This window comes from Holdemanella biformis DSM 3989 (assembly GCF_000156655.1).
GTDB lineage: Bacteria > Bacillota_I > Bacilli_A > Erysipelotrichales > Erysipelotrichaceae > Holdemanella > Holdemanella biformis.
Window position 1 is genome coordinate 1 of record NZ_DS996848.1, and the last position, 23,108, is coordinate 23,108.

General features: G+C 33.4%; 20 protein-coding genes and 2 tRNA genes. 14 read left to right on the plus strand and 8 right to left on the minus strand.

All coding sequences use genetic code 11. The annotated features are described in order from the left end of the window. Positions 1 to 37: 37 nt before the first annotated feature. Genes EUBIFOR_RS10185 through udp form a run of 4 tightly spaced genes read left to right on the plus strand, consistent with a single transcriptional unit; the run spans position 38 to position 2,891 of the window. A complete protein-coding gene (locus EUBIFOR_RS10185; protein ID WP_003865968.1) occupies positions 38 to 1,501 on the plus strand; it encodes a DUF1846 domain-containing protein in 1,464 nt (487 codons plus the stop codon). Positions 1,502 to 1,510: 9 nt separating this feature from the next. Beyond that, positions 1,511 to 1,798, plus strand: coding sequence for a hypothetical protein (locus EUBIFOR_RS10190; protein ID WP_003865969.1), 288 nt, complete (start codon positions 1,511 to 1,513; stop codon positions 1,796 to 1,798). After that, on the plus strand, positions 1,798 to 2,097 hold the full coding sequence (locus EUBIFOR_RS10195) for a hypothetical protein (protein ID WP_003865970.1): 300 nt from the start codon (positions 1,798 to 1,800) through the stop codon (positions 2,095 to 2,097). The genes EUBIFOR_RS10190 and EUBIFOR_RS10195 overlap by 1 nt, the downstream gene beginning before the upstream one ends. Positions 2,098 to 2,105: 8 nt before the next feature. After that, a complete protein-coding gene (gene udp / locus EUBIFOR_RS10200) occupies positions 2,106 to 2,891 on the plus strand; it encodes a uridine phosphorylase (RefSeq protein WP_003865971.1) in 786 nt (261 codons plus the stop codon). Here udp and EUBIFOR_RS10205 read toward each other — a convergent pair. Further along, positions 2,888 to 4,384 carry a bifunctional ADP-dependent NAD(P)H-hydrate dehydratase/NAD(P)H-hydrate epimerase gene (locus tag EUBIFOR_RS10205; protein WP_003865972.1) on the minus strand — a complete coding sequence of 499 codons (1,497 nt, stop codon included), beginning with the start codon at positions 4,382 to 4,384 and terminating at the stop codon, positions 2,888 to 2,890. The genes udp and EUBIFOR_RS10205 overlap by 4 nt on opposite strands. Before the next feature lie 101 nt (positions 4,385 to 4,485). Between EUBIFOR_RS10205 and EUBIFOR_RS10210 the strand changes: the two genes are divergently transcribed. Genes EUBIFOR_RS10210 through EUBIFOR_RS10220 form a run of 3 tightly spaced genes read left to right on the plus strand, consistent with a single transcriptional unit; the run spans position 4,486 to position 8,289 of the window. Beyond that, a complete protein-coding gene (locus tag EUBIFOR_RS10210) occupies positions 4,486 to 6,093 on the plus strand; it encodes an oligosaccharide flippase family protein (protein ID WP_040466490.1) in 1,608 nt (535 codons plus the stop codon). A 1-nt stretch (position 6,094) separates the two neighbouring features. Continuing rightward, positions 6,095 to 7,942 carry a tRNA uridine-5-carboxymethylaminomethyl(34) synthesis enzyme MnmG gene (mnmG, locus tag EUBIFOR_RS10215; RefSeq protein WP_040466491.1) on the plus strand — a complete coding sequence of 616 codons (1,848 nt, stop codon included), beginning with the start codon at positions 6,095 to 6,097 and terminating at the stop codon, positions 7,940 to 7,942. Positions 7,943 to 7,995: 53 nt separating this feature from the next. Beyond that, a complete protein-coding gene (locus EUBIFOR_RS10220; RefSeq protein WP_003865975.1) occupies positions 7,996 to 8,289 on the plus strand; it encodes an FtsB family cell division protein in 294 nt (97 codons plus the stop codon). Positions 8,290 to 8,352: 63 nt separating this feature from the next. Here the strand turns inward: EUBIFOR_RS10220 and EUBIFOR_RS10225 are convergent. Beyond that, positions 8,353 to 8,438, minus strand: a tRNA-Leu gene (locus EUBIFOR_RS10225). A gap of 14 nt (positions 8,439 to 8,452) precedes the next feature. Then, entirely contained in the window at positions 8,453 to 9,748 is a 1,296-nt protein-coding gene (gene rlmD / locus EUBIFOR_RS10230) for a 23S rRNA (uracil(1939)-C(5))-methyltransferase RlmD (protein WP_003865976.1), read from the minus strand. A 111-nt stretch (positions 9,749 to 9,859) separates the two neighbouring features. Here rlmD and EUBIFOR_RS10235 point away from each other — a divergent pair, with 111 nt between their 5' ends. The 4 genes from EUBIFOR_RS10235 (at position 9,860) to EUBIFOR_RS10250 (ending at position 13,970) form a co-directional block, all read left to right on the plus strand. Continuing rightward, positions 9,860 to 10,285 (plus strand): MarR family winged helix-turn-helix transcriptional regulator, encoded by a 426-nt coding sequence (locus EUBIFOR_RS10235; protein ID WP_003865977.1) that lies wholly within the window; start codon positions 9,860 to 9,862, stop codon positions 10,283 to 10,285. A gap of 11 nt (positions 10,286 to 10,296) precedes the next feature. Continuing rightward, entirely contained in the window at positions 10,297 to 12,027 is a 1,731-nt protein-coding gene (locus tag EUBIFOR_RS10240; RefSeq protein WP_003865978.1) for an ABC transporter ATP-binding protein, read from the plus strand. Next, entirely contained in the window at positions 12,017 to 13,840 is a 1,824-nt protein-coding gene (locus EUBIFOR_RS10245) for an ABC transporter ATP-binding protein (RefSeq protein WP_040466492.1), read from the plus strand. The genes EUBIFOR_RS10240 and EUBIFOR_RS10245 overlap by 11 nt, the downstream gene beginning before the upstream one ends. A 53-nt stretch (positions 13,841 to 13,893) precedes the next feature. Beyond that, positions 13,894 to 13,970 (plus strand) — tRNA-Arg (locus tag EUBIFOR_RS10250). A gap of 180 nt (positions 13,971 to 14,150) precedes the next feature. Here EUBIFOR_RS10250 and EUBIFOR_RS10255 read toward each other — a convergent pair. The 4 genes from EUBIFOR_RS10255 to EUBIFOR_RS10270 form a co-directional block, all read right to left on the minus strand. Next, a complete protein-coding gene (locus tag EUBIFOR_RS10255) occupies positions 14,151 to 15,275 on the minus strand; it encodes a hypothetical protein (RefSeq protein WP_003865980.1) in 1,125 nt (374 codons plus the stop codon). 293 nt (positions 15,276 to 15,568) lie between these two features. Continuing rightward, entirely contained in the window at positions 15,569 to 16,690 is a 1,122-nt protein-coding gene (locus EUBIFOR_RS10260; RefSeq protein WP_003865981.1) for a tyrosine-type recombinase/integrase, read from the minus strand. Positions 16,691 to 16,692: 2 nt separating this feature from the next. Beyond that, positions 16,693 to 17,796: an AAA family ATPase gene (locus EUBIFOR_RS10265; RefSeq protein ID WP_040466493.1), complete on the minus strand. Its 1,104-nt coding sequence runs from the start codon at positions 17,794 to 17,796 to the stop codon at positions 16,693 to 16,695. A 140-nt stretch (positions 17,797 to 17,936) separates the two neighbouring features. Then, positions 17,937 to 18,194 carry a hypothetical protein gene (locus tag EUBIFOR_RS10270; RefSeq protein WP_003865983.1) on the minus strand — a complete coding sequence of 86 codons (258 nt, stop codon included), beginning with the start codon at positions 18,192 to 18,194 and terminating at the stop codon, positions 17,937 to 17,939. A 156-nt stretch (positions 18,195 to 18,350) separates the two neighbouring features. Here EUBIFOR_RS10270 and EUBIFOR_RS10275 point away from each other — a divergent pair, with 156 nt between their 5' ends. Further along, the gene (locus tag EUBIFOR_RS10275; RefSeq protein ID WP_003865984.1) at positions 18,351 to 18,923 is read left to right on the plus strand and encodes a helix-turn-helix domain-containing protein; all 573 of its coding nucleotides are present in this window, start codon (positions 18,351 to 18,353) and stop codon (positions 18,921 to 18,923) included. Positions 18,924 to 19,008: 85 nt separating this feature from the next. Here the strand turns inward: EUBIFOR_RS10275 and EUBIFOR_RS13015 are convergent, their stop codons facing one another. Further along, entirely contained in the window at positions 19,009 to 19,392 is a 384-nt protein-coding gene (locus EUBIFOR_RS13015) for a helix-turn-helix domain-containing protein (RefSeq protein ID WP_050755973.1), read from the minus strand. Between the two features lie 121 nt (positions 19,393 to 19,513). Here EUBIFOR_RS13015 and EUBIFOR_RS13020 point away from each other — a divergent pair, with 121 nt between their 5' ends. Both EUBIFOR_RS13020 and EUBIFOR_RS10285 read left to right on the plus strand, forming a co-directional pair. Next, a complete protein-coding gene (locus EUBIFOR_RS13020; protein WP_003865986.1) occupies positions 19,514 to 19,654 on the plus strand; it encodes a hypothetical protein in 141 nt (46 codons plus the stop codon). Positions 19,655 to 19,706: 52 nt separating this feature from the next. After that, positions 19,707 to 23,051 carry a coiled-coil domain-containing protein gene (locus EUBIFOR_RS10285; RefSeq protein WP_040466494.1) on the plus strand — a complete coding sequence of 1,115 codons (3,345 nt, stop codon included), beginning with the start codon at positions 19,707 to 19,709 and terminating at the stop codon, positions 23,049 to 23,051. The last annotated feature ends 57 nt before the right edge of the window (positions 23,052 to 23,108 follow it).

Sequence of the window (23,108 nt, forward strand, 5' to 3'; positions counted from 1 at the left end):
ATTGTACAATAATGCGTTGTATGGAGAGTAAAAAAATATGAACAAAATTGGATTTAATAATCAAAAATATTTAGAAATGCAATCTAAGCATATTATGGAGCGTATTGCTCAATTCGGAGATAAATTATATTTGGAATTTGGTGGTAAATTATTTGATGATTATCACGCATCTCGTGTTTTACCTGGGTTTTCACCAGATTCAAAACTACAGATGTTGATGCAGTTAAAGGACGATGCAGAAATTGTCATTGTTATTAACGCAAATGATATCGAACAAAATAAAACGCGTTCAGATCTTCAAATTACATATCAAGAAGATGTTTTACGTTTGATCAATGAATTTACTAAACGTGGATTATATGTTGGTAGTGTTGTTGTTACACAATACAATCGTCAAAAAGCGGTTGATTTGTTTAAGGCTCGTTTAAAACGTAGAAAAATTGATGTGTATTTCCATTATTATATTGAAGGATATCCTACAGATACGAAAAAAATTATTTCTGATTCTGGATTTGGAAAAAATGATTATGTTAAAACGACTCGTCCATTAGTTGTTGTAACAGCTCCTGGTCCTGGTAGTGGAAAAATGGCTACATGTTTATCACAGTTATATCACGAACATAAACATGGTATTAAAGCAGGATATGCAAAATATGAAACATTCCCAATTTGGAATCTTCCTTTGAATCATCCTGTGAATCTTGCTTATGAAGCAGCTACTGCAGATCTTGCGGATGTAAATATGATTGACCCATTTCATTTACAGGCTTACAATGAAGTTACGGTAAACTACAATCGTGACATTGAAATTTTCCCAGTATTAAAAAACATTTTTGAAGAAATTTATGGTTCAAGTCCTTATCAAAGTCCAACCGATATGGGTGTTAATATGGCTGGACTTTGTATTAGTGATGATGATGCTTGTTGTAATGCTAGTAATCAAGAAATTATTCGTCGTTATTTTGTAAGTAAGACTCGTTATGCACATGAACTTTGTTCGCATGAAGAAGTTCAAAAACAAGAAGTCGTAATGAATAAAGCTGGAATTACAGAACTAGATCGTCCGTGTGTTATGGCTGCACGTAAAAAAGAAGAAGATTCTCGTTCTTTTTCAGGTGCAATTGAATTAGATGATGGAACAATTATTACAGGTAAAACGACAAACTTAATGGGTGCATGTTCGTCTGTATTAATGAATGTATTAAAATATCTAGCGGGTATTGATAAAAATAAAGTGTTGATTTCTCCTGAAGCTATTGTGCCTATTCAAAATCTAAAAACAGAATATTTAGGTTCAGTCAACCCTAGATTACATTCAAATGAAATTTTAATCGCATTATCCGTTTCAGCTTTACATAGTGAAGATGCAAAGAAAGCATTAGCTATGTTGCCTAAATTGAAAGGTATGCAGGCTCATGTGACTTGTGATGTTGCGGATGTAGATTTAAGCATTTATTCGAATTTAGGCATTATGCTTACTTATGATGCTAATAAAAAGTAGGAGGCTTTTATGACAAAATCAATCCCTAGCTCTGGAGCTGGAGCTGTTCGTATTATTTTAAAGAATAAGGATGCTTTTCATTTTGATTTAAGAGAAAAGAAAGAAGATAACGGAAAACAAAGTTATTTGTTTGATGTATATTATGAAAATGCCACAGGTACATTAAATGTCTTGATGGATAAGGATGAACCCGTTATTGCGGCATTGAATTTAAGTTTGGGTAAAGTTATTACTTTATCTAACGATACAAACTTAAAGAAATTATGTAAATATGTTATAGATCAGGTGAATGCTTAATGAAGATAAGATTACATGTTGTTGTAGATAAAGAAGATGATGCGATTGTTGAACTTGTTCAAAATGCATTGAATGAAATTTGTTCAAAAATGTCTTATTCTCCAAGTCGTTTACAGCCAAGTTTAGCAGGTTGTATGGAATTTTATGCGACAAGTGAATTAGAAGAAAATGAAATTGATGATCTTTTATCTAAACTTAACAATGATTGGGATGGAGAAAAAGATGATTGTCAAGCTTATAGCTTTAATACGACAATGTTTCATCCAAATGTCTACTACATACAATTCCAATCTTTCTAGGATATATTATGATTGATTACACAGAAGGTTCAAATAAACAATATCATATTCAACTATCTGAAAATGATGTTGGTGATTATGTCATTTTGACGGGTGATCCAAAAAGAGTAAAAGATATCGCATCATATTTAGATGATTCTTATTTTGTTGCGGATAACCGTGAATATGTTACATATTCAGGATATATGAATGGGATATTATGCAGTGTAGTTTCAACTGGTATTGGTGGAGCTAGTACTGCAATCGCAATTGAAGAACTTGTACGACTTGGATGTCATACATTCTTACGGGTAGGTACTTGTGGTGGTATGCGACTTGATGTTCAAGGTGGCGATATCGTGATTGCTAGTGGTGCTATTCGCCAAGAAGGTACTACACGTGAATATGCGCCCATTGAATTTCCAGCTGTGCCTCATTTTGATGTATTAAGTGCACAAGTTGAAAGTGCAAAAAAACTTTGTCTTCCTTATCATGTAGGTGTTGTTCAAAGTAAGGATTCTTTCTTTGGTCAGCATGCGCCTGAAACGATGCCAGTTTATCAAGAGTTGCAAAACAAATGGAGTGCTTATTGTAAGCTAGATTGTTTAGCATCCGAAATGGAATCGAGTACTGTGTTTATTGTTAGTCAAACTCGACATGTTCGTAGTGGAGCTATGTTTTTATGTTTGGCTAATCAGGAAAGAGAAAAAGCGGGATTATCAAACATTCAAAATCATGATTTAAAACCATTGATGGAATGTGCAGTTCAAACTATAAAAATTTTAATAGAAAAAGATGAGGCTGAGAATCACTAGGATCTCAGCCTTTTTAATGTGTTTGGAATGTTGTTGATAATATCTTCTGGCATGAAACTTGCTAAGTCTATATCGAGTTTAGCACTTTGCGAATGAATGTAGGTAGCACATAGAGCCGCTTGCATTGGATCTTTGCATTGACCTAGCATTGCTACAACTATACCGCACAATATATCTCCGCTGCCACCTTTGGCAAGGCCAGCGTTTTGTGCATCTAAAACATATACATTGCCTTGATGGGCAATATAGGTTTGACTTGATTTTAGTATCAGTACACAGCTTGGATATTCTTTAGAAAAGTCACGTGCAATTTCAAATGGGTTTGATAAGATTGTTGTTATGTTGATACCCGTTAAATCCGACATCTCTTTAATGTGCGGAGTTAAGATTGTTGTTTCATTTCGTTTTAACAAATCAATATTTTTTTGCGCAGCCCATAAGGCATCCGCATCAAGAACAACTTTTTTATCACTCTTTAATACTTGTTCCACTAAAGATATTGTAACATTATTTTTTTGCATACCATTGCCGATTGAAAGGATGGAATAGTTATTCATATTTTGTTTCAAAACTTCGATGGCTTTCGAACTAAAGGTTCCATTACGATCACTACATTGTAGAAGCATATAAAAATCAGATTTGATTGCAAGAATATTTGAAATACATTCTGGAACCATTAATGTAAGTGTTCCAATACCACTTTTATAAGCACTCAAGCTTGCCATATGTATGGCTCCATGCATGTTTTGGCTTCCTCCAATCATCAAGGCTTTGCCAAAAGTTGACTTATGAGCTGATAATGGACGATCTGGGATATGGATATCCTCTTCGTTTAAGACTTTTATTATGTCCATACATTTTTGATGTAGAATTTGAGGGATGCCAATATCTACAAGATATAATTTTCCACAATGACTTTTACCATTGTTTAACCATTGTCCTTGTTTATAACAATCTAAACTGATTGTGTAATCTGCATGAATAGCACAACCTAGAATATTGCCCATCGTGGCATCGATGCCACTAGGCATATCAATACTGATGATAGTTGAAAGTGTTGCGTTTACATTTTGAATCATCGTTTTATAAAAACCTGTGATGTCTCTTGATAATCCAGTGCCAAAGATGCAGTCAATGTAAACATCATATGTTTCGTTTGGTAGGTTATAGTCATATTCAATATTGAGATTTTGAATCATTTGAAATTGAATTTTTTCTTCCTCAGACATATTTTTGACTTCTGGAACAACTACAAATAATTTCGAATATTTAGTTTGTAAAAGTCTTGCGATAGCTAATCCATCCGCACCATTGTTTCCAGGTCCACAAAGAATACAAATTGATTTATCAATAGTTATGTGTTTTTCAATGATTTTAGTCGATTCTATAGCTGCATGTTCCATAAGAATCAGACTTGGGATTCGATATGTTTCAATAGCGGCATGATCGATGTTTCGAGCCGTAGCTTGTGTATGGATATAGGCAGGATACATAATTTCACCTTCTTCATATTTACTATACTCTTAATGATTAAAAAATGATAATACTTTTATAGATGTATGTTATAATTATGAAATTGGAGGTATTTTATTTTATGTCAAAATCTTCAGCGGCTAAAAAGTCGATTATTGTTGGCGGCCTGATTGGTACGGGTGGTCTGTTTGTTTCAAAATTAATTGGATTGGCATATACAATTCCATTTTCATATATACTGCAATCAGAAGCATATCAATCTGTATATGCACAATCTTATAATATATATGCTTATTTATTGACTATATTTCAATCGGGTGTTCCTTTTGCGGTTGCAACTTTAGTAGCACGTTATATCGCATTGGAAGATGCCAAAAGTGTTATTTTAGTTAAAAAAATTGCGTTTGCGATACTTGGATTAACAGGATTTGTAGGAATGATTCTATTATTTACTTTATCCAATGTCATTGCGCCAGCTATGGTAGCCAAGAATGCGGATATTATGGCAAATTGCTTAAAAATATTATCTTTAGCTATTTTTCTTGTTCCAGTTTTATCCGCCTTTAGAGGATATTATCAAGGATTGAAAGAAATGGAGGAATATGCATTTTCTCAAGCTTTTGAACAAGTATTCCGTGTAGCTTTTTTATTAAGTGCGGCTTGTTTAGTTGTATATGCGTTTGGATGGGATAAAAAATATGCATTATATGCAGCTGTAATGTCAACTTCTGTGGCAACAATTGCGGCAATTGCACAATTTGCGTATTTTGATCGTAAACATCAATATGTGGTTGATGAAATGGCAAGTAAACAGACAAAGGCTTGTCATTCAGCTAAAAAGATCTTTAGAGAAATTCTTATTTTAGCCATTCCATATTTGGTTGTTGCGATTCTAGGAAATATTGACCAGGTATTTAATGGATTTTTACTACCAACAGGGTTAAAGATGCATTACAATGCGAAAGATACCACAACTGTTATTTCTGCATCGAACTATGTTGCTGGAAAATTAAATGCGATTCCAATGATTTTGGGTCCTGGTTTTGCGACAGCTATTATTCCACATATTTCAGAAGCTTTATCTAAGAAAAATTATAAACTTGTTAAGAAGAATGTATTGGATAGTATTAATGTCGTACTTTATGTCGCAATTCCAGTATCTTTCTGTATCTTTGCGTATGCAGGACCATTGAATTATACATTGTATTATTCTGAGAATTTAGAACTTTGTACATTTGTTGTGCAATGGATGGCTTTAGAAGGATTCTTATCTACATTTGCTCCTTTGGTGACAAATTTAATGGTGTCACTGGAATTAAGAAAAAATGTCTTAAAGAATCTAGCCATTGGTGTATTGATCAAAGGTGTATTATTGATTCCATTTGTATGGATCATGGGTATTGCGGGTGCTGTTATTTCAAGCTTATTAGGTACGGGCTATATTCTTTATAAAAATTTAAAAGAAATTCATGATGTGTATCATATTTCTTATCGTAAAACAATGATTATTTCAGTACGTATTTTAGTCGGCTTACTCGCATTGTGGATTACTTCTATACTATTATCCAAATTAGGATTGTATGGAGTTGATGGTTCAAAACTAGTATGTTTATTCAAGATGTGTTTAAATGGTTTATTAAGTGTAATTGTATATGTAGTTGTAACTTTATATTTAAAAGTTCCTCAAAGTATTTTTCACTTTCAACTAAGAAAGAAATCGGGTGTATAAAATGTATGATGTTATAGTAATTGGAGCTGGACATGCTGGAATTGAGGCATGTTTAGCATCGAGTCGAATGAATAAAAAAACGGCCATTGTGACATTAAGTAAGGATATGATTGGTTCTATGCCATGTAATCCAAGTGTTGGTGGACCGGCAAAAGGAATTGTTGTACGTGAAATCGATGCGTTGGGTGGTATGATGCCTATTGCAGCGGATAAAACCGCTTTACAATTTAAAATGTTGAATACGACAAAAGGCCCAGGAGTATGGAGTTTGCGTGTTCAAAGTGATAAGATCGCGTATAAGCGTTTTATGAAAGAGGCTTTAGAAAAACAAGATCATTTAGATATTATTGAGGCTGCATGTAAAAGTGTGGTTATTAAAGATGGTAAAGCCATTGGTGTTGAATTAGAAGATGGAACTTTTATAGAAAGTAAAACGGTTGTTTTGACGGCAGGTACATATATGACAAGTAATGTCTTAAGAGGACATACGTCAACTGTTTCTGGTCCAGAAGAACAAAGAACAGTGAATACTTTATCAAAGTCTTTGCGTGATGCAGGAATTCGTACATTCCGTTTAAAAACGGGGACACCAGCACGTGTAAAAATGGATACAATTGATTTTTCAAAGGCCGAACCTCAGCCGGGGACAAATCAGTTTTTACGTTTTAGTGAGACAACAAACCCAGAAGACGTATTGCCTTTTGAAAAACAAGAGATTTGTCATTTGATTTATACACAACCAAAAACGCATGAAATTATTCATACACATTTACATGATTCTGCCATGTATTCAGGATTGGTTAAAGGTGTAGGGCCTCGTTATTGTCCGAGTATTGAGGATAAATTAGTTCGTTTTGCGGATAAGGAAAGACACCAGCTTTTCTTAGAACCGGAATCAAAAGAATTGGATACGATTTATATTCAAGGTTTTTCAACATCTATGCCAATTGATGTACAAGAAGAAATGGTTCATTCATTACCTGGCTTAGAGCATTGTGTGATTGAAAAATATGCATATGCGATTGAATATGATGCGATTGATCCACTTCAAATGAAGCCGAACATGGAAAGTAAAATTGTTGAAAACTTATTTACGGCAGGACAAGTCAATGGTACAAGTGGTTATGAAGAAGCAGCTGGTCAAGGTTTAATGGCTGGTGCAAATGCAGCTTTGAAAGTGGATGGAAAAGAACCATTTGTCCTTCGTCGTGATGAAGCGTATATTGGTGTTATGTTAGATGATTTATGTACAAAAGGTACGAAAGAACCATATCGTTTATTGACTTCACGTGCTGAATATCGATTGTTGTTGCGCCATGATAATGCGGATCAAAGATTACTAGAAAAAGGTTATGAAATCGGTTTGGTTTCACAAGAAAGATATGATGCGTTTAAAAATAAAATGGAAGCTATTGAAGTGGCTAGAGAAGAACTTTCAAATGCGCATATTAAACCAAATAGTGATGTGGATGAATATCTAAAGAGTTTAGGATTTGAACCATTAGCACATGGATGTAGTGCATTGGATTTGATTAAACGTCCAAAAATCACGGTAAAGGGATTGGCTAAATATACAGGATTAGACTATGAAGATCAAATCAATGAACAAATTGAGATTCAAACAAAGTATGCTGGATATATCGCAAAGGCAAAGCGTGATGCAAAGCATCTTCAACAAATGGAAAAAATGAAGCTTGCTCATGATTTGGATTATGAGAATATGGATAATCTTTCTTTAGAGGCAAGACAGAAATTAACGGAAATTCGACCTTTGACATTGGGACAGGCTAGTCGTATTTCGGGTATTAATCCGAGTGATATAGCGATTTTAGCTATGCGCGTGAAATAATTTTCATTGAATTCGCTTTCAAAAGTGTGCTATATTAAAAAGGGGATTTATTTATGAAAGGAAGACGGAAAAAGATTCAACATGTATTTGTATATTTCGTAATGCTTGGGATGTCTGCTTTTTTAATCATGGGTGGAATGCGTCAATTGGCCATGACTCATGAGTTAAGGACTAGTATAAATCAAAAGCAGAAAGAGAAAAAAGCTTTGTCTTCAAAAAAGAAGGAATTGGAGAAGGCAAAACAAAATTTGACAAATCCAGATTATGTTGAATATATTGCGCGCGGAAAATACTTAGTGACAAAAGAGGGGGAGCAAGTATTTAAATTTCCAAGTAAAGACAACTAGGCCATTGTGGTCTAGTTTTTTTGTGCAAAATAAAAAAGTGCCGAAGCACTTTTCATATCTATATGGTGAGGCCGATGCGATTTGAACGCACACGAGCATTACTCACTACCCCCTCAAAGTAGCGTGTCTACCAATTCCACCACGGCCTCATAGTGTTAAAATATTACACTATTTTTGTCAGCTTGGCAACACATTCAAGTCCAATAGTTTGACAAAACATGTCAACGGGTTGTACGTATTCGCATTGATATCCATATTCTTTAAATATTTTTAAATCTCTTGATAATGTTTTAGGATTACAAGAAACATATACGATTTTATCAGGTTGCATTGTTATTGTGTCTTTAATACCATTTTCAGTCATGCCTTTTCTTGGTGGATCAATAAAAATAACATCAATTTTATCCTCTTTATGATCATGCGCAAAATCTGTGGCATCCTGGCAAACGTAGTGACAATGATCGAGATGATTCATTTTGGTATTGTCATTGGCATTATCTACGGCTTCTTTAACGATTTCAACGCCAATCACACTTTTGGCATGTTGACTTACAGCCATTCCAATAGTTCCAGTACCTGCATACATGTCAATGCATGTTTCATTTCCAGTAAGATTAGCGGCTTTAATGGCTTGGCTATATAGAACTTCCATTTGTTTAGGGTTGACTTGGAAGAATGCTTTAAAATGTAATTTTACTTTATTACCCAAACATTCTTCGATGATATAGTCATTGCCATATAACACTTTATATGTATCGCCTAAGATCACATTGTCATTTCGTGTGTTGTAGTTAAATACAATACTTGTGATATTTGCGAATGTGTTTTTTAATTGGTCAGATAAAGATATAATATTTTTTTCGTTTTTACCAATAAATACCACTTGAATTTCATCTGTACTTGAGTGTCGGATAAATACGTGTCTTAAATCTTGAGCCATTTTAAGTGTGATCTTTTTTTGAATAAAGCTAAATACTTCATTGATCACATGGTCTTGAATCTTACATTCTTTGCATGTAACGACATCATTTGAATGTTGACGATAAAATCCCATTTGTACTTTTCCATCCTTAATTTTAACAGGAAATTGTGCTTTGTTACGATAGTACCAAGGATTATCCATTCCTAGAATTGGCTTTACTTCTATGCCTTCAAAAAGCTTTTTAACATGTTTATATTTATAGTCTAATTGATAGGCATAACTCATATGTTGTAGTTGGCATCCACCACATGTTTTGGCAACTTCACAAGTTAGTTCTTGACGGTTTATACTTGGCTTTAAAAGTTCAATAATAATGCCAAAAGCGTATTTTTTGTTGACCTTAACAATTTTAATTTTTGCCTTTTCACCAATTAATAAGTTAGGAACAAAGACGACCATATCGTCAATTTTAACAACACCACTATTTAAATCTGTATCATCGATACATGTTACTATATATTCTTCATTTTTTTTCATACATAAGTATGATAACTAAAAATTTAAAAATTGACAAATGGAATTGTTTGAGTAAAATATATAGCGTACTATGTATAAAATATAGCACGCTATGAAAATGAGGTGAATACAGTGCGTGATAATGATGAAATTGGTTTTTATTTTGGTTTGATCAAGAAAAAAATGGACAAACATATGAATGAAGGATTAAAGAAGTATGATTTAACAAAGTCACAGCGTGATGTTTTGGGATATCTTCATTTTACGGATAAAGAAGTAGTCATTCAGAAAGACATTGAGGAGCATTTTCATATTTCAAATCCAACAGTTACTGGAATTCTAAATCGTTTAGAACAAAAGGGGTTTATTGAAAGAAAACTTAATCCTAAAGATAAACGGGTACGTACAATCGTATTAACACAAAAAGAGCAGGATCTTCATGAGGATATTGAAAATCAGATTCGAATCATGGAATCAAAATTTAGTGATGCCTTAGGAGAAGAAAAGCGAAAGCAGTTGTTGGAAATTTTGAAAGAACTTGCTCAAAATTTAGAATAAGGGGGTTTATTATGATTAAAACTTTATTGAATGAAGTGAAAGAATATAAAAAGGATTCAATTTTAAGTCCGGTTTATGTTTCAATTGAAGCTATCCTTGAAGTGATTATTCCTTTTTTAATGGCTATTCTAGTCGATAATGGTATTGAAAAAGGAGATATGTCTTCAATTTGGTTTTATGGCTTTTTAATGTTGGTGGCAGCCTTTGTATCTTTGTGGGCTGGTGCAAAAAGTGGAAAGCATGCGGCAATCGCATCGAGTGGATTTGCGAAGAATCTTAGAAAAGCAGAGTATCGTAATATTCAAAACTTTTCTTTTTCAAATATTGATGCCTATTCAACAAGTGGATTAATTACACGTATGATGACAGATGTTACAAATATTCAAAATGCGTATCAGATGATTATTCGTATTTGTGTTCGTGCACCACTTATGTTGATAGCTTCATTGATTATGGCTTTTATCATTAATAAAGAAATGGCTTTGATTTTTGTGGCTGCCGTACTTGTTTTAGGTGTTGTTTTATTTGGAATTATTTTTATTGTAAGTCCCATCTTTAGTCGACTTTTCTCTCGTTATGATTTTTTAAATGCGAGTATTCAAGAAAATATTTTAGGAATTCGTGTAGTGAAATCTTTTGTTCGTAAGGATCATGAAATTGAAAAGTTCCGTAAAGAAAGTGAGACTATTTTTAGTATTCAAGGTAAAGCGGAAAAAATATTAGTGTTTAATTCTCCTGTGATGCAGCTTTGTATGTATGGCACAATTCTTTTGATTTCATGGTTAGGGGCTCATCAAATTGTGGCTTCAAATATGACGACTGGTGAGTTGATGTCTCTATTTACTTATACAACAAGTATTTTGATGTCATTAATGATGATGAGTATGGTTTTTGTCATGGTGACAATGTCAATTGCGAGTGGAAGACGTATTGCTGAAGTATTAAATCAAGAATCAGATCTTACAAGTCCTGAAAATGGTATTCAAACAGTAGAAAACGGAACCATTGATTTTGAGGATGTTTCATTCCATTATGGAAATGATGAAGATATTTTAAGTCATATTGATTTGCACATTCCTTCAGGCTCGACTCTAGGAATTCTTGGTTCAACAGGATCTAGTAAATCGAGTTTAGTACAATTGATTCCACGCTTATATGATGTAACACAAGGGAGTGTGAAAGTAGCGGGTATTGATGTTCGTGATTATGATTTAAAAGTGCTTCGTGATAATGTCGCAATGGTTCTTCAAAAGAATGTTTTATTTTCAGGAACGATCAAGGAGAATATGCGTTGGGGAAATCCAAATGCGAGTGATGAAGAAATTATGGAGGCTTGTAAATTGGCTCAAGCAGATGAATTCATTCAATTGATGCCAAATAAATATGATACGTATATTGAACAGGGTGGATCAAATGTTTCAGGTGGACAAAGACAACGTCTATGTATCGCAAGAGCTTTATTGAAGAGTCCTAAGATTTTGATTTTAGATGATTCTACAAGTGCTGTAGATACTAAAACAGATGCTTTGATTCGACAAGCATTCTTAGAGAAGATTCCACATACGACAAGAATCATTATTTCTCAGCGTGTTTCAAGTATTCAAGATGCTGATCAAATTCTAGTTCTTGATGATGGAAAAATTTCAGGCTTAGGAAGTCATGAAGAGTTATTGAAATCAAATGTGATGTATAAAGAAACTTATGAAGCACAAAACAATGGAGGTGATTTTGATGAACAATAGGGATACGAATAGTTTAAAGCGTGTTATTAAAGAAACAATCACTTCTTATAAAATTGAAAGTTTTATTGTGCTTGTATTAATTATAGTGTCAAGTATTGCCAATGTATATGGAAGTATGTTTTTAAAGAGCTTGATTGATGATTATATTGTTCCGTTATTATCACAAACAGTTCCAAATTATGCGCCTTTATTAAATGCATTAATAGAATTGGCAATGATTTATATTGTGGGAATTTTAGCTACATATGGATATAATCGTATAATGGTCACAATTTCGTTAGGTACTTTGAAGCATATTCGTGATGAATTATTTGAACATATGCAGACGTTGCCATTGCGTTTCTTTGATACACATGCACATGGTGATATCATGTCCGTTTATACAAATGATACGGATACATTAAGACAGTTGATTTCTCAAAGTATTCCTCAGGTCATTGTATCTTTAATGACAATTGTCTCAGTTACGATTTCTATGTTTATCTTAAATGTTCCATTGGCTGTTTTAACAATCGCATGTGGTTTATTGATGGTTTATACTTCAAAAAAGATTTCGGCAAAATCAGGTAAATACTTTATTGCCCAACAAAAACAATTGGGTGTAGAAAATGGTTTTATTGAAGAAATGATGGAAGGTAGTAAAGTCATTAAAGTTTTTACGCATGAAGAACAAAGCATCAAAGATTTTGATCAAGTAAATGATGCGTTGTTTGAAGCAAGTGCCAATGCGAATACGTTTGCGAATGTTTTAATGCCAATTGTTATGAATATTGGATATATTTCATATGTGCTTGTAGCGGTTGTGGGTTCTATTTTTGCGCTAAATCATATTGCTGGCTTAACATTAGGTGGTATTGCGGCATTCTTGCAGTTGAATCGTAGTTTTACAAATCCAATTGGACAAATTAGTATGCAGTTAAATGCGGTAATCATGGCGGATGCTGGTGCTAAGCGTATTTATGAAATCATCGATACAGAAAGTGAAGTGGATGATGGTGTGGTTACTTTAGAACAAATTGATCATGATCATTGGGCTTGGCATCATCCAAGAAAAAATGGACAAGATGAATTGGTTCCACTTCGTGGAGATGTCCGTTTTGAAAATGTGAACTTCTCTTATAATCCAAATAAACAGATTTTGTTTGATGTTTCTCTATTTGCGAAACCAGGTCAAAAAATTGCCTTTGTAGGAGCTACAGGTGCTGGTAAAACAACCATTACGAATCTAATAAATCGTTTTTATGATATTCAATCTGGATCTATTACATATGATGGTATTGATGTAAAATTAATCAAGAAAGCAGATCTTAGAAAATCATTAGGTATTGTATTGCAGGATACAAACTTATTTACCGGTACCATTATGGATAATATTCGTTATGGTCGTTTAGATGCAAGTGATGAAGAGTGTATTGCGGCTAGTAAACTTTCGAATGCGCATGAATTTATTAAACACTTAGAGCATGGATATGACACAATGATTCATGCAGGTGGAGAATCTTTGTCGCAAGGACAAAGACAACTTTTATCCATTGCACGTGCAGCGGTTGCCAATCCTCCTGTATTGATTTTGGATGAGGCAACAAGTTCCATTGATACACATACGGAGCGGATTGTTCAGGAAGGTATGGATAAGTTAATGGAAGGAAGAACGGTATTTGTGATTGCACATAGACTTTCAACGATTCAAAATAGTGATGCGATCATGGTATTAGAACAAGGTCATATTATTGAGCGTGGAAATCACGAGGACTTGCTGAAACAAAAGGGTAAATACTATCAATTGTACACGGGTGCTTTTGAGTTAGACTAAATTTTAAATTTAAGCTTGCATATATTTTGATTATGTTATAAAATATATGCGTTGTCGACGTAGCTCAGCCGGATAGAGCATGCGCCTTCTAAGCGCACGGTCGGGGGTTCGAATCCCTCCGTCGACGCCATATAGTGAATAAAGCCTTTATATAAAGGCTTTTTTGCTGTTTATAGATAGTTTTGAAAACCTTTTTGAAAACCTTTATAAAATTACCTTTATAAAATTATACGATATGTGATATGTGACTAGTGCTTAATGACTTATAAATAACTCCTGATTTTAATATCACAAATCACACAATATACTACTAGTCTCTTTCAAAATCGCTTTGGTGCTTTATAAATTTAGAAATATCCTTATTAGTTTTTTTCTTCATTTGTGGTTTAAAAGGTTTCTGTTTTGTTATCTGTTTATAGTTCTTCATACTGATATTAGATGTAGTTGATTGTTTTGAAGCATTCAATTTAAAACGTTCTACAAGCGCATTTAAGGCTTCTTTGACTCGTTCTATCATATACTTCAAGTATTCCTTATGATGTTTGCGTTGTTCCTTATGGGCAGTTACTGCAGGCTTCATTACTACATCAATAAACTGTGTGTATTCATGTTTTTTGGTTGGTGGTAGGTTCATTTTAGATTTATTAACGACAGTGTTGTGGTCAGATGGATGTAATACGCAATATTCAGGCGACCGCTCTAATACGTCATCTACCATATTGTTCCAAGTACGCACATTTTTGTTATATTCGACAATTTTATCGTGTAACTCAATATATTCAATGCTAGATGTTGGATTGATTTTATATTCCTTCTGCTCCTTCAAATGCAAACCATCATCCTTATACATTTCTAATTTGAATTTAGAAGCATAATACGGCTTGATGACATCTTGTATGTAGGATTTCTGTTTAAATCTAGTGTCCTTATCGCTCCATTTTGAGATGACATCGCCTTTATGAACAACATTGACCGCATCAGCCTTTTTGCATTTTTTCCATTCTGCATCATAATACATATTACGAGATGTCACTTTATTTTCTCGCACACGTTCACTGTAGATTAGGTGGATGTGGTAATTTGTTTTTGATTTATTCCAATGGATAGCTAAACAGCAATCAGTTCCAAATTTCCTTTTAAAATCGTCGCCAACGAGCTTAGCAAGCTCGTTGGGGTCACGATTTGCGTATTCATGGGGAATATGCAGTATGAGTTCACGAGCTTCGATTGCACTGCATTTTTTATTTTTGTTAAATCCTTTTTTGTTTGATTTGAAGCGCTCCTGGTTGTAGTGTGCCAAGTCTTTCCACTCTTCATCTGTCATCGTTGAATAGTATGCCATCATATATTCCTGTTTACCTGTGTCACCACGAATATATTCTATTCTGCCTACTACATTATGCAGATTATTTTGCTGCAGAAATTGTCTTGCCATTTTGAATCACCTTTCTTTCTTTCTGATGATTCTATTATCCTGTTGTTTTGTCCTATTTTTGTGGTCATAAAAACTAACTGATCTCCATTAATTTTTTTAATAATTAATGGAGCGAAATACACCCCGTGTACAAAACTGCGTTTTGTCCATCTGGGGTTCCTTTCGGCAGGGCACAGCCCTACAACCCAAAAAAAAGACGAAAAGTAATTTTACTTCTCGTCTTTAGTAAAAACATCAAATCTCTCTAATGCAATTTACTAAGTCTAGTCATATAATGTTAATCCTTTTGCTTGTCAACAATCAAACTTATATTGGCTCATTTTAGTCGCAGCATTCTTTTTGGTTTCGTTGAATAATTCAGCGTAAACACTCATTGTTACTTTAACAGTATCCCCTAATCGATCAGCAACTTCATAGACATTTAAACCTACTACACTTATTAAATAGCTAGCACAAGAATGTCTTAAACCATGAAATTTAATGTGTGGAAGGTGATTATATTCGGCTAAGGCTTTCATATATTTATTTCCAGTTGATGTCGTTAATGGATAATTTAGTCCTCTTGTTGCAGAATGAAATACATAACATTTGTTGTTAAACTCTTTTTTAGTTTCGTATCTGGCCTTTATTTCTGTTAATACGTCCATAGTATTATCATCAATATAAAGGGTATGATAATCTCCATTTTTACGACCATCCAATATCACATTTTTTTTATTAATATGACGATCTATGTAAATTAAGCGTTTTTCAAAATTTATATCACACCATTTTAATCCTCGTATTTCGCCGTAACGCATTCCGGTAAAAAAAGCAAATAGAATCAGATGACGTATTTGAATGATATCAGTTTTTGTTGAATCAAAGCATTTAGGGATAGATTGTATTGCAGTTTGTATTTCAGAATCTGTCCAATATTGAAGAAATTTATCATTTTTAGATGTCTTAACTTCTTTAATCTTTTCATAGCCGTTGAAAGGATTAACTGGAATGTAACCTTCTTTTACAGCAAAATTCATAATAGATTTAAAGTAAGTTGTCATGTAATTGATGTAGCTAATAGAACAACCATTTTCCTTCATAGAAAGTGCAACCTTTTCAATATCCTTTTTGGTGAAATTAATCAATTTTTTATTTTCAAATTGCTTAAAATATGTGTTGTACCGACTTTGAATATCGTAGTCAGAAACATTTCTTCGCTTATAGTCATTTCTATAAATTTCGAAAAATTGTCCAAAACGAATATTATGATCTATTTTGTTGTGAATAAAATAGAATTCATATTCTTTGGCTTCAGTTTTAGTTTGAAAGTTTGTATGTTTTAATGGATTTTTCCTTATAGTAGTTTTTTTATGAGTAATGGGACTGGTACAAACAATGTACCAGTGCCCGTTTTTATCTTTGTATTGCGCCATGATTAATCACCTAAGGATTCCTCAATTTTTTCGATAATAAATGTTCCATCTTCAAAGAAAGAAACGTTATCATTCATATTGGCAGGTATAATCATAGTTAAATGCATTCCATTTCGAAGATGTTTTGTGTTGAAATATATATGCTGTTCGTTTAATCTTTGCTCATATTTCTTTAATAATTTACCCAATCCACGTGAATCTATATCTAAGTCTAAAGTTTGTATAAAGTCTTGGTATTCTCCTTGATACGTAAAGCATTCTGAATTGTCAATAATTGTATTTCTTTGTTTTGTGAAATATTTTAATATTTTTAAATAGCTTTTATCAGGAAAATCTTCAACTAAATCAGCTTCATTGATACTAGCAAGTTCATATTTTAGATCATCGTTTCTATGGATAAGAAGTTTTTTATCTTCAAAAGCATTTCCTCTTGCATATAAATACTGATAATCAGAATCACCACTATCTTGAAGTGTAATTAATACATCAACTTCAGCTCCTAGACCATTTGATCCATAAAAAGATTCGAATAAATTGCCATCTTTGAATTTTGTAGCATGATGAATCAATAAAAGATTGTATCTATAATATTGAGCGTTTTGTTTTAAAATACTAACTTCTTCAACTTCAGAATTATATGTTCTATCTTTATTGAATCTGATTTTTTCAAATGTATCAGCAATTACAAGTGATACAGATCCATGTTGGCTAATAAAATCATTGACTATGGTATTAAACTTATTTCCATTAGACATACCATTAAGAGTAGAACAATATTCTCTATAAGTTTTTGAATTAACGACGTAAAAGTTTGGCAAATTGTCACAATATTTATTTAAACGTTCATTTAGTACTTTATCTGAATCATCGAGCCCAAAATATAAGACATTACCATTTTTTATTTTCAAATCAAGCCAAGTATCTTCATTTGTGTTGGCAACACTTAGAGCTTCAGAAAGTCCAAGTAGTGATTTTCCTTGCTTCATTGTTGCATAAAGCATAGTAGTTCCTATAGGCGCGATATCTTGTACGATATCTTCAGTGTCCTTCTCATGAATGTAAGAAGAACCAAATTCTTTGATGTTTGTAAATTTAAAATTTGGCATTTTTTTCTCCTTTAGTTTAGGTAAAAAGTGCCATAGCAAATGCATATTTGATTTGAAATTTATGCCTATATTGCCTATAATTAGATTGCGGTATAATTATAAGTGCTATGGCACTGTAATTGAATTCAATACTAGTTTCATTATGAATTGGTATTGAATTTTTTTTGTGCTTCTTCAGCTAATAATAAGTCTTCAATACTTATGTGTGCTTTAGATAAGAAATATGATGTTGGTATTCCATAACTAGGTACTGGACCATACTCTTGTTCATATTCTTCGCATACCTTGTTCCATAATACATTGATGGCTTTATGGTTGCATCCAATGACTTCTCTAGCATTTGTTTTTTTTATAAATGGTTGAGAAGCAATAAGTACTCGCTTGTTAATTGAACACATAGATTATATCCTCCTTTTCTAACTGTGGATTACATATACGATGTAATCCATGGTTTACATATATAATATAACCCGTGGTTTACATAAATACAACGATCAATTTTAATTTTTTTTAATTTCTATAAATTTACAACATTTTTGCGGTATAATTATGACATGGAAAATAAAACAAATTTAGTGATTATCTCAGAGGATAAAGTGCAATATATCAATAGACATTTTGGAGCTCGATTGAGAAATGTATTGAACCATTTTTCAGTATCAATTGCTGATTTAATAAAAAAAGTGAATGTTTCAAGAAACTCTGTTTACAAATATTTTGATGCTAGAATGTATCCTACGCCACAAATGGTTCTACAAATCTCTGAAGCAATTGGCGTACCTTTTGAGTGTTTTTCAGAAGATGAATTTGAAATGGGTGATTTTGTTTATATGTGGGATGATCATAATCAATTAAGTAGAAAAAAAATAGAATTGAAAGAAATAACTAGTTCTTGCTATGATTCGACAGGAAATAGAATTACAAATAAAGATTATAGCCCTTTTGAATTGATTTCAGCTAAAGCATCGAATAGAAAGGCATTAAATACTATAATTAATTTCATAAAAGATAGTGTTTCTTCTGTGGATGAGCCTACTAAGCAAGTTATATTAGACATGTTATTTGATGATATGAAGGATGTAAATAAGGTTGTCGAGGAATATAACAATTTTAAAAACAATGAATGATTAGAAAAAGCGATACGGTAGCACATGTTTGTGTTCTGTATCGCTTTATTTATTTTTGTTCTACTAAATTGGATAGTAAAGTTTGTTATTTACTATAAATATAATGTTTCATGAATCGATCTAATACAATCCATTCTTCTTCGTCTAGTGAGACTAAAGTGGATATGAATTTTCTTTGAATTTTCGCAATATCAGAATCAGAAGAAATAGCGTTCTCAAAGAAATTTCGAATTTCATCTTCTTTTGATTTAGGGGTAAACATCTCACCGTTTCCATTGATTAACCATTCTTTATTTACATTGAATTGGCGACAAATGGCTAATAGATTTCCTTTTGATAGACTGTTTTCACCATTTTCAATTTTAGATACAGCAGCTTTTTTAATCCCTATTATTTCTCCGAATTGTTCTTGACTGATTCCTTTACGTAATCTAACTTTCTTAACACGTGTTCCTATTTCATCACTCATTGTAATAAACCTTTCTATTTCATAATTATATGTAAGAAAAGTATCTTTAATCAACGTAATCGTTTGACCAAGTTTATGAAAGATACTATAATGTTTCTTGTAGATACTTAGGGAGTATATTATGGAAAATATAACTTTGGAAGAGCTAGAGATTTTGAAAAGTATTAAAGAATCTTTAAAAAATCTTGATGAGAAAGAGTTGAATGAAACATTGGATTTCATGAATAAACTTAAAGCTGAAAAGAACACTTCTAATTGTTAATGAATCTGTATTTTTGATATCTCAAACTCAAAGGAAAGGTAAGGATAGTTTAATGAAAAAGGAAAAATTATTAACAAGTTTGGCAGCAGCCAGCATGGTTTTAACACAGGCAGGGCAAATGAGTGTATTTGCAAAAGGTGCAACAGCCGATGGAACAGATATTAACTCTACGCCTGCCAACAAAGAAGAGTCAAAAATTGAAAAGACAGAAAAAGAATTGTTACAAGAAAAAATCAATGAGGCTCAGAAGAAAGCTGATGAAGCAAAAGAAGCAGAAGAAAAAGCTCAAAAAGTTTATGATACATACAATGAAGGCACTTATGTACCTACAAAGGCAAATGTCAATACATTAAAGAGCAATTATGATGCATCTTCTTTAGAAGCACAGAAAGCTATTGTAAGCGAGTTAGAAAAACAAGTGGCCAATCTAGAAGAAAATCAAAAGAAATTAGGACAAGCCAACGAACAGAAAAAGGCATTGCAGACACAATTGGATAAAACAACAAATGCACTTGCTGATGCTAACTCTAAATTACAGGAAGCACAGAAAAAATATGATGCTTTACTAAACGGAACATCTGAAGAAGAGATTTCAAAAGATGTTGAAGAAAAAGAAAAAGCTTTAGCAGAAGCTCAAAAAGCTTTAGAAGAGGCACAAAACACTGTTTCAACTTTGACACAACAAAAGACAGAAACTGAAGCAAAAGCAACAGAAGCTACACAGAATGTAGAAAATGCACAAAAAGCCTATGCAGAAGCACAGACAAGTGTGAACGAGGCACAAAAAGCATTAGATACTGCCGTAGCTAACTACAACGAAAAAAAGGCAATCTATGATGGAGCAAGTGATCCTACGATCAAAGCTCAGTATGAGGCAGATATCAAAAATGCAGAAAATGAATTAGTCACTGCACAGACAAATCTACAGGTTGCACTTGAAAATCAAACAGCAAAAGCAAATGCTGTAACAAGTGCAGAAAAAAGTCTTTCAGATGTCAACCAGGAAATTCTTAATCTAGATGCACAAATTGCAGAGAAGCAAAAGGCTTTAGATGAGCTAAATCAAACTATCAACGATGCAGAAACTGCATTAAACGAGGCAAAGGCACAATTAGAAACTGCAAAAGCAAATCAAGCATCTAAAGAAAAAGAATTAGAGACTGCGAAAGCTAATCTAGAAAAAGCAAAACAGGATGTTACAACACAACAGAGCAAGGTAAATGAAGCTCAAGAAGCAGTCATTGCACAAGAAAAGGTAGTCACACAACTACGTACAGATAAAGAACAAGCTCAGGCAAAAATCGAACAAGGATCAAAAGGGTTCTTTGAGGCTTATGGATACACAGATGCTTTAAAAATCTTAGAAGAACAAAGCACTGCGAATGGTGGAAGTACGAATATTGGTGCAGAAAATGATGCGACAAGTTTAGAAAACTTCAAGCGTGCCTTAAGTATGGTGCGATATGGAAATGCTTTAAGAACTGGCGATACAAACTTCACAAACTTAGAGGATTTAAAAGTGAATCCAACATTGTTTGCCATTTCACAAGTGCAGATTAATGCTACTGCTAATGGAAAAGTATTTGGACATTCGAAGCTTTATAATGTAGGTGAAAACATTGCTGCATCTCCATGGTCTGAAAACGATAAAGGTCTTTATGAAGGATGGTATGATTCAGAAAAGCAGGTCTATGACTATATCACTGCCAAAGGATGGACAATTACTGAAGTACGAAACGATCAAAATAAGTACAATGAAGTCATGGAAGCCGTTGGACATGGAAATATTCAAGTAGGACACTATTTAGCTTTGGTAAATCCTGATTATACTGTATCTGGGGCAGGATATATCTATTCAAAGACACCTGCACCAGATGGATACAGATGCAATGCGGGACAGGTATTTGCTAATCCTAAATATTCATCTAATATTACAGATGCCAATACGATGACAATCGATGAATTTGAAGCTCAGTTCAATGCATACTATAACAAGCTTATGAATGCAGATAGTATCTTGAAGGATGGAGAGTTAAAATTAGAAGCCTTGAAGGCAGAGTTGGAAAATCAAAGACAAGTTTTAGGCACTAAGACTGCGGCTCAGACAAATGCACAAACAAATGTAGCAACTGTACAAACACAGGTTACACAAGCAACCAATGCGACTGCACGTGCTAAGGCAAATGTAGCCACTAAGCAGGCGGCATTCGACAAGTTGTGCGATGATGATACTGCATTCAATATGGCAAATGAAATCACAGGTTTAAGAACACAAAAAGCACAGTTGGAAACTGTTGATCGTGTGAATGCACAAAAAGCTCTTGAAAATGCTCAACAAGAGAAGAAGGATGCAGATCAGAATGTTGAAAACAAAAAAGGCATCGTAAATGATGCACAGGCAACTTTGAAGAAGAGAAAAGATGTCTTAGATGAGGCAAATAAGGGTATCGAAACTGCCAAAGCAAATCTTGATGTGGCAGAAAAAGATGTTGACGTTAAATCGAAGGCTTTAGGTGAAGCTCTAAAGGATGAAAACACTAAGAAGTCTTTATATACAGCAAGTCAGAAAACATTAGAAACTGCTAAAAAAGATGCTCAACAAAAAGCAGATGAGTTAGAAACTGCAAAAGCAGAAGAAACTAAAAAAGCAAGTGTGGTGCAGACTGCAAAAGCTAGTCTTGAAACAGCTACTTTAAAACAAAAGAGTTTAAAAGATTTGAAAGCAGAGATTGCAAGTACTCAGGAACAAATTGGTGCACATCAAAAAGCAATTAAAGACTTCAACGAAGCTATTGCAAAATTAGATGAAACTATTGGTCAATTAGAAAATGAGCAAGCTTCTATCAAAGATGTCAAAGGACAAGTCGAAAAAGCATATGAAGCTTATAAGAAGTTATGTGCAGATCCAGTAGGATTCATGGATGTTGTTGACAGTGACAATGATGTTGTACTTGGATTGTATTCAAAAATGGGTTCTATGCGAACTGCATACGAGGAATATGCAACTGCTTTAAATGTGTTCTTAGGTGTAGAAGCTCAATGGAATGCAAATAAAGAACAATTGGAAAATGCAAGTCGTGACTATGAGACTGCAAAAGCTGAGCTTGATAAAGCAAATAAAGCTTTGACTTCTTATCTAGATAAGATCAAAAAAGAAGAAGAGGCTAAGAAAGCTGAAGAAGAAGCTAAAAAGGCAGAAGAAGAGGCTAAGAAAAAAGCCGAAGCCGAAGCTAAAAAAGCAGCAGAGGAAGCTAAGAAAACTCAGTCTGAATCTCAGAAAAAGACAGGTACAGTCAACACGGGTGCAGAAACTGCTTTAGGATTCTATGCATTAAGTGGTGTTCTAGGATTAGCTGGTGTTGCATTTACTGGAAAACATGCTCGAAAAGAAGATTAGTTCTTCTTTCGACTGTAGAAAATAGAACTAATGAAGGAGAGAATATTTCTCTCCTTA

Coding starts and splice junctions, on each gene's coding strand:
- EUBIFOR_RS10185 (WP_003865968.1), top strand. CDS start 38: ATGAACAAAATTGGATTTAATAATCAAAAATATTTAGAAATGCAATCT.
- EUBIFOR_RS10190 (WP_003865969.1), top strand. CDS start 1,511: ATGACAAAATCAATCCCTAGCTCTGGAGCTGGAGCTGTTCGTATTATT.
- EUBIFOR_RS10195 (WP_003865970.1), top strand. CDS start 1,798: ATGAAGATAAGATTACATGTTGTTGTAGATAAAGAAGATGATGCGATT.
- udp (WP_003865971.1), top strand. CDS start 2,106: ATGATTGATTACACAGAAGGTTCAAATAAACAATATCATATTCAACTA.
- EUBIFOR_RS10205 (WP_003865972.1), bottom strand. CDS start 4,384: ATGTATCCTGCCTATATCCATACACAAGCTACGGCTCGAAACATCGAT.
- EUBIFOR_RS10210 (WP_040466490.1), top strand. CDS start 4,486: ATGTCAAAATCTTCAGCGGCTAAAAAGTCGATTATTGTTGGCGGCCTG.
- mnmG (WP_040466491.1), top strand. CDS start 6,095: ATGTATGATGTTATAGTAATTGGAGCTGGACATGCTGGAATTGAGGCA.
- EUBIFOR_RS10220 (WP_003865975.1), top strand. CDS start 7,996: ATGAAAGGAAGACGGAAAAAGATTCAACATGTATTTGTATATTTCGTA.
- rlmD (WP_003865976.1), bottom strand. CDS start 9,748: ATGAAAAAAAATGAAGAATATATAGTAACATGTATCGATGATACAGAT.
- EUBIFOR_RS10240 (WP_003865978.1), top strand. CDS start 10,297: ATGATTAAAACTTTATTGAATGAAGTGAAAGAATATAAAAAGGATTCA.
- EUBIFOR_RS10245 (WP_040466492.1), top strand. CDS start 12,017: ATGAACAATAGGGATACGAATAGTTTAAAGCGTGTTATTAAAGAAACA.
- EUBIFOR_RS10255 (WP_003865980.1), bottom strand. CDS start 15,275: ATGGCAAGACAATTTCTGCAGCAAAATAATCTGCATAATGTAGTAGGC.
- EUBIFOR_RS10260 (WP_003865981.1), bottom strand. CDS start 16,690: ATGGCGCAATACAAAGATAAAAACGGGCACTGGTACATTGTTTGTACC.
- EUBIFOR_RS10265 (WP_040466493.1), bottom strand. CDS start 17,796: ATGCCAAATTTTAAATTTACAAACATCAAAGAATTTGGTTCTTCTTAC.
- EUBIFOR_RS10270 (WP_003865983.1), bottom strand. CDS start 18,194: ATGTGTTCAATTAACAAGCGAGTACTTATTGCTTCTCAACCATTTATA.
- EUBIFOR_RS10275 (WP_003865984.1), top strand. CDS start 18,351: ATGGAAAATAAAACAAATTTAGTGATTATCTCAGAGGATAAAGTGCAA.
- EUBIFOR_RS13015 (WP_050755973.1), bottom strand. CDS start 19,392: ATGAGTGATGAAATAGGAACACGTGTTAAGAAAGTTAGATTACGTAAA.
- EUBIFOR_RS13020 (WP_003865986.1), top strand. CDS start 19,514: ATGGAAAATATAACTTTGGAAGAGCTAGAGATTTTGAAAAGTATTAAA.
- EUBIFOR_RS10285 (WP_040466494.1), top strand. CDS start 19,707: ATGAAAAAGGAAAAATTATTAACAAGTTTGGCAGCAGCCAGCATGGTT.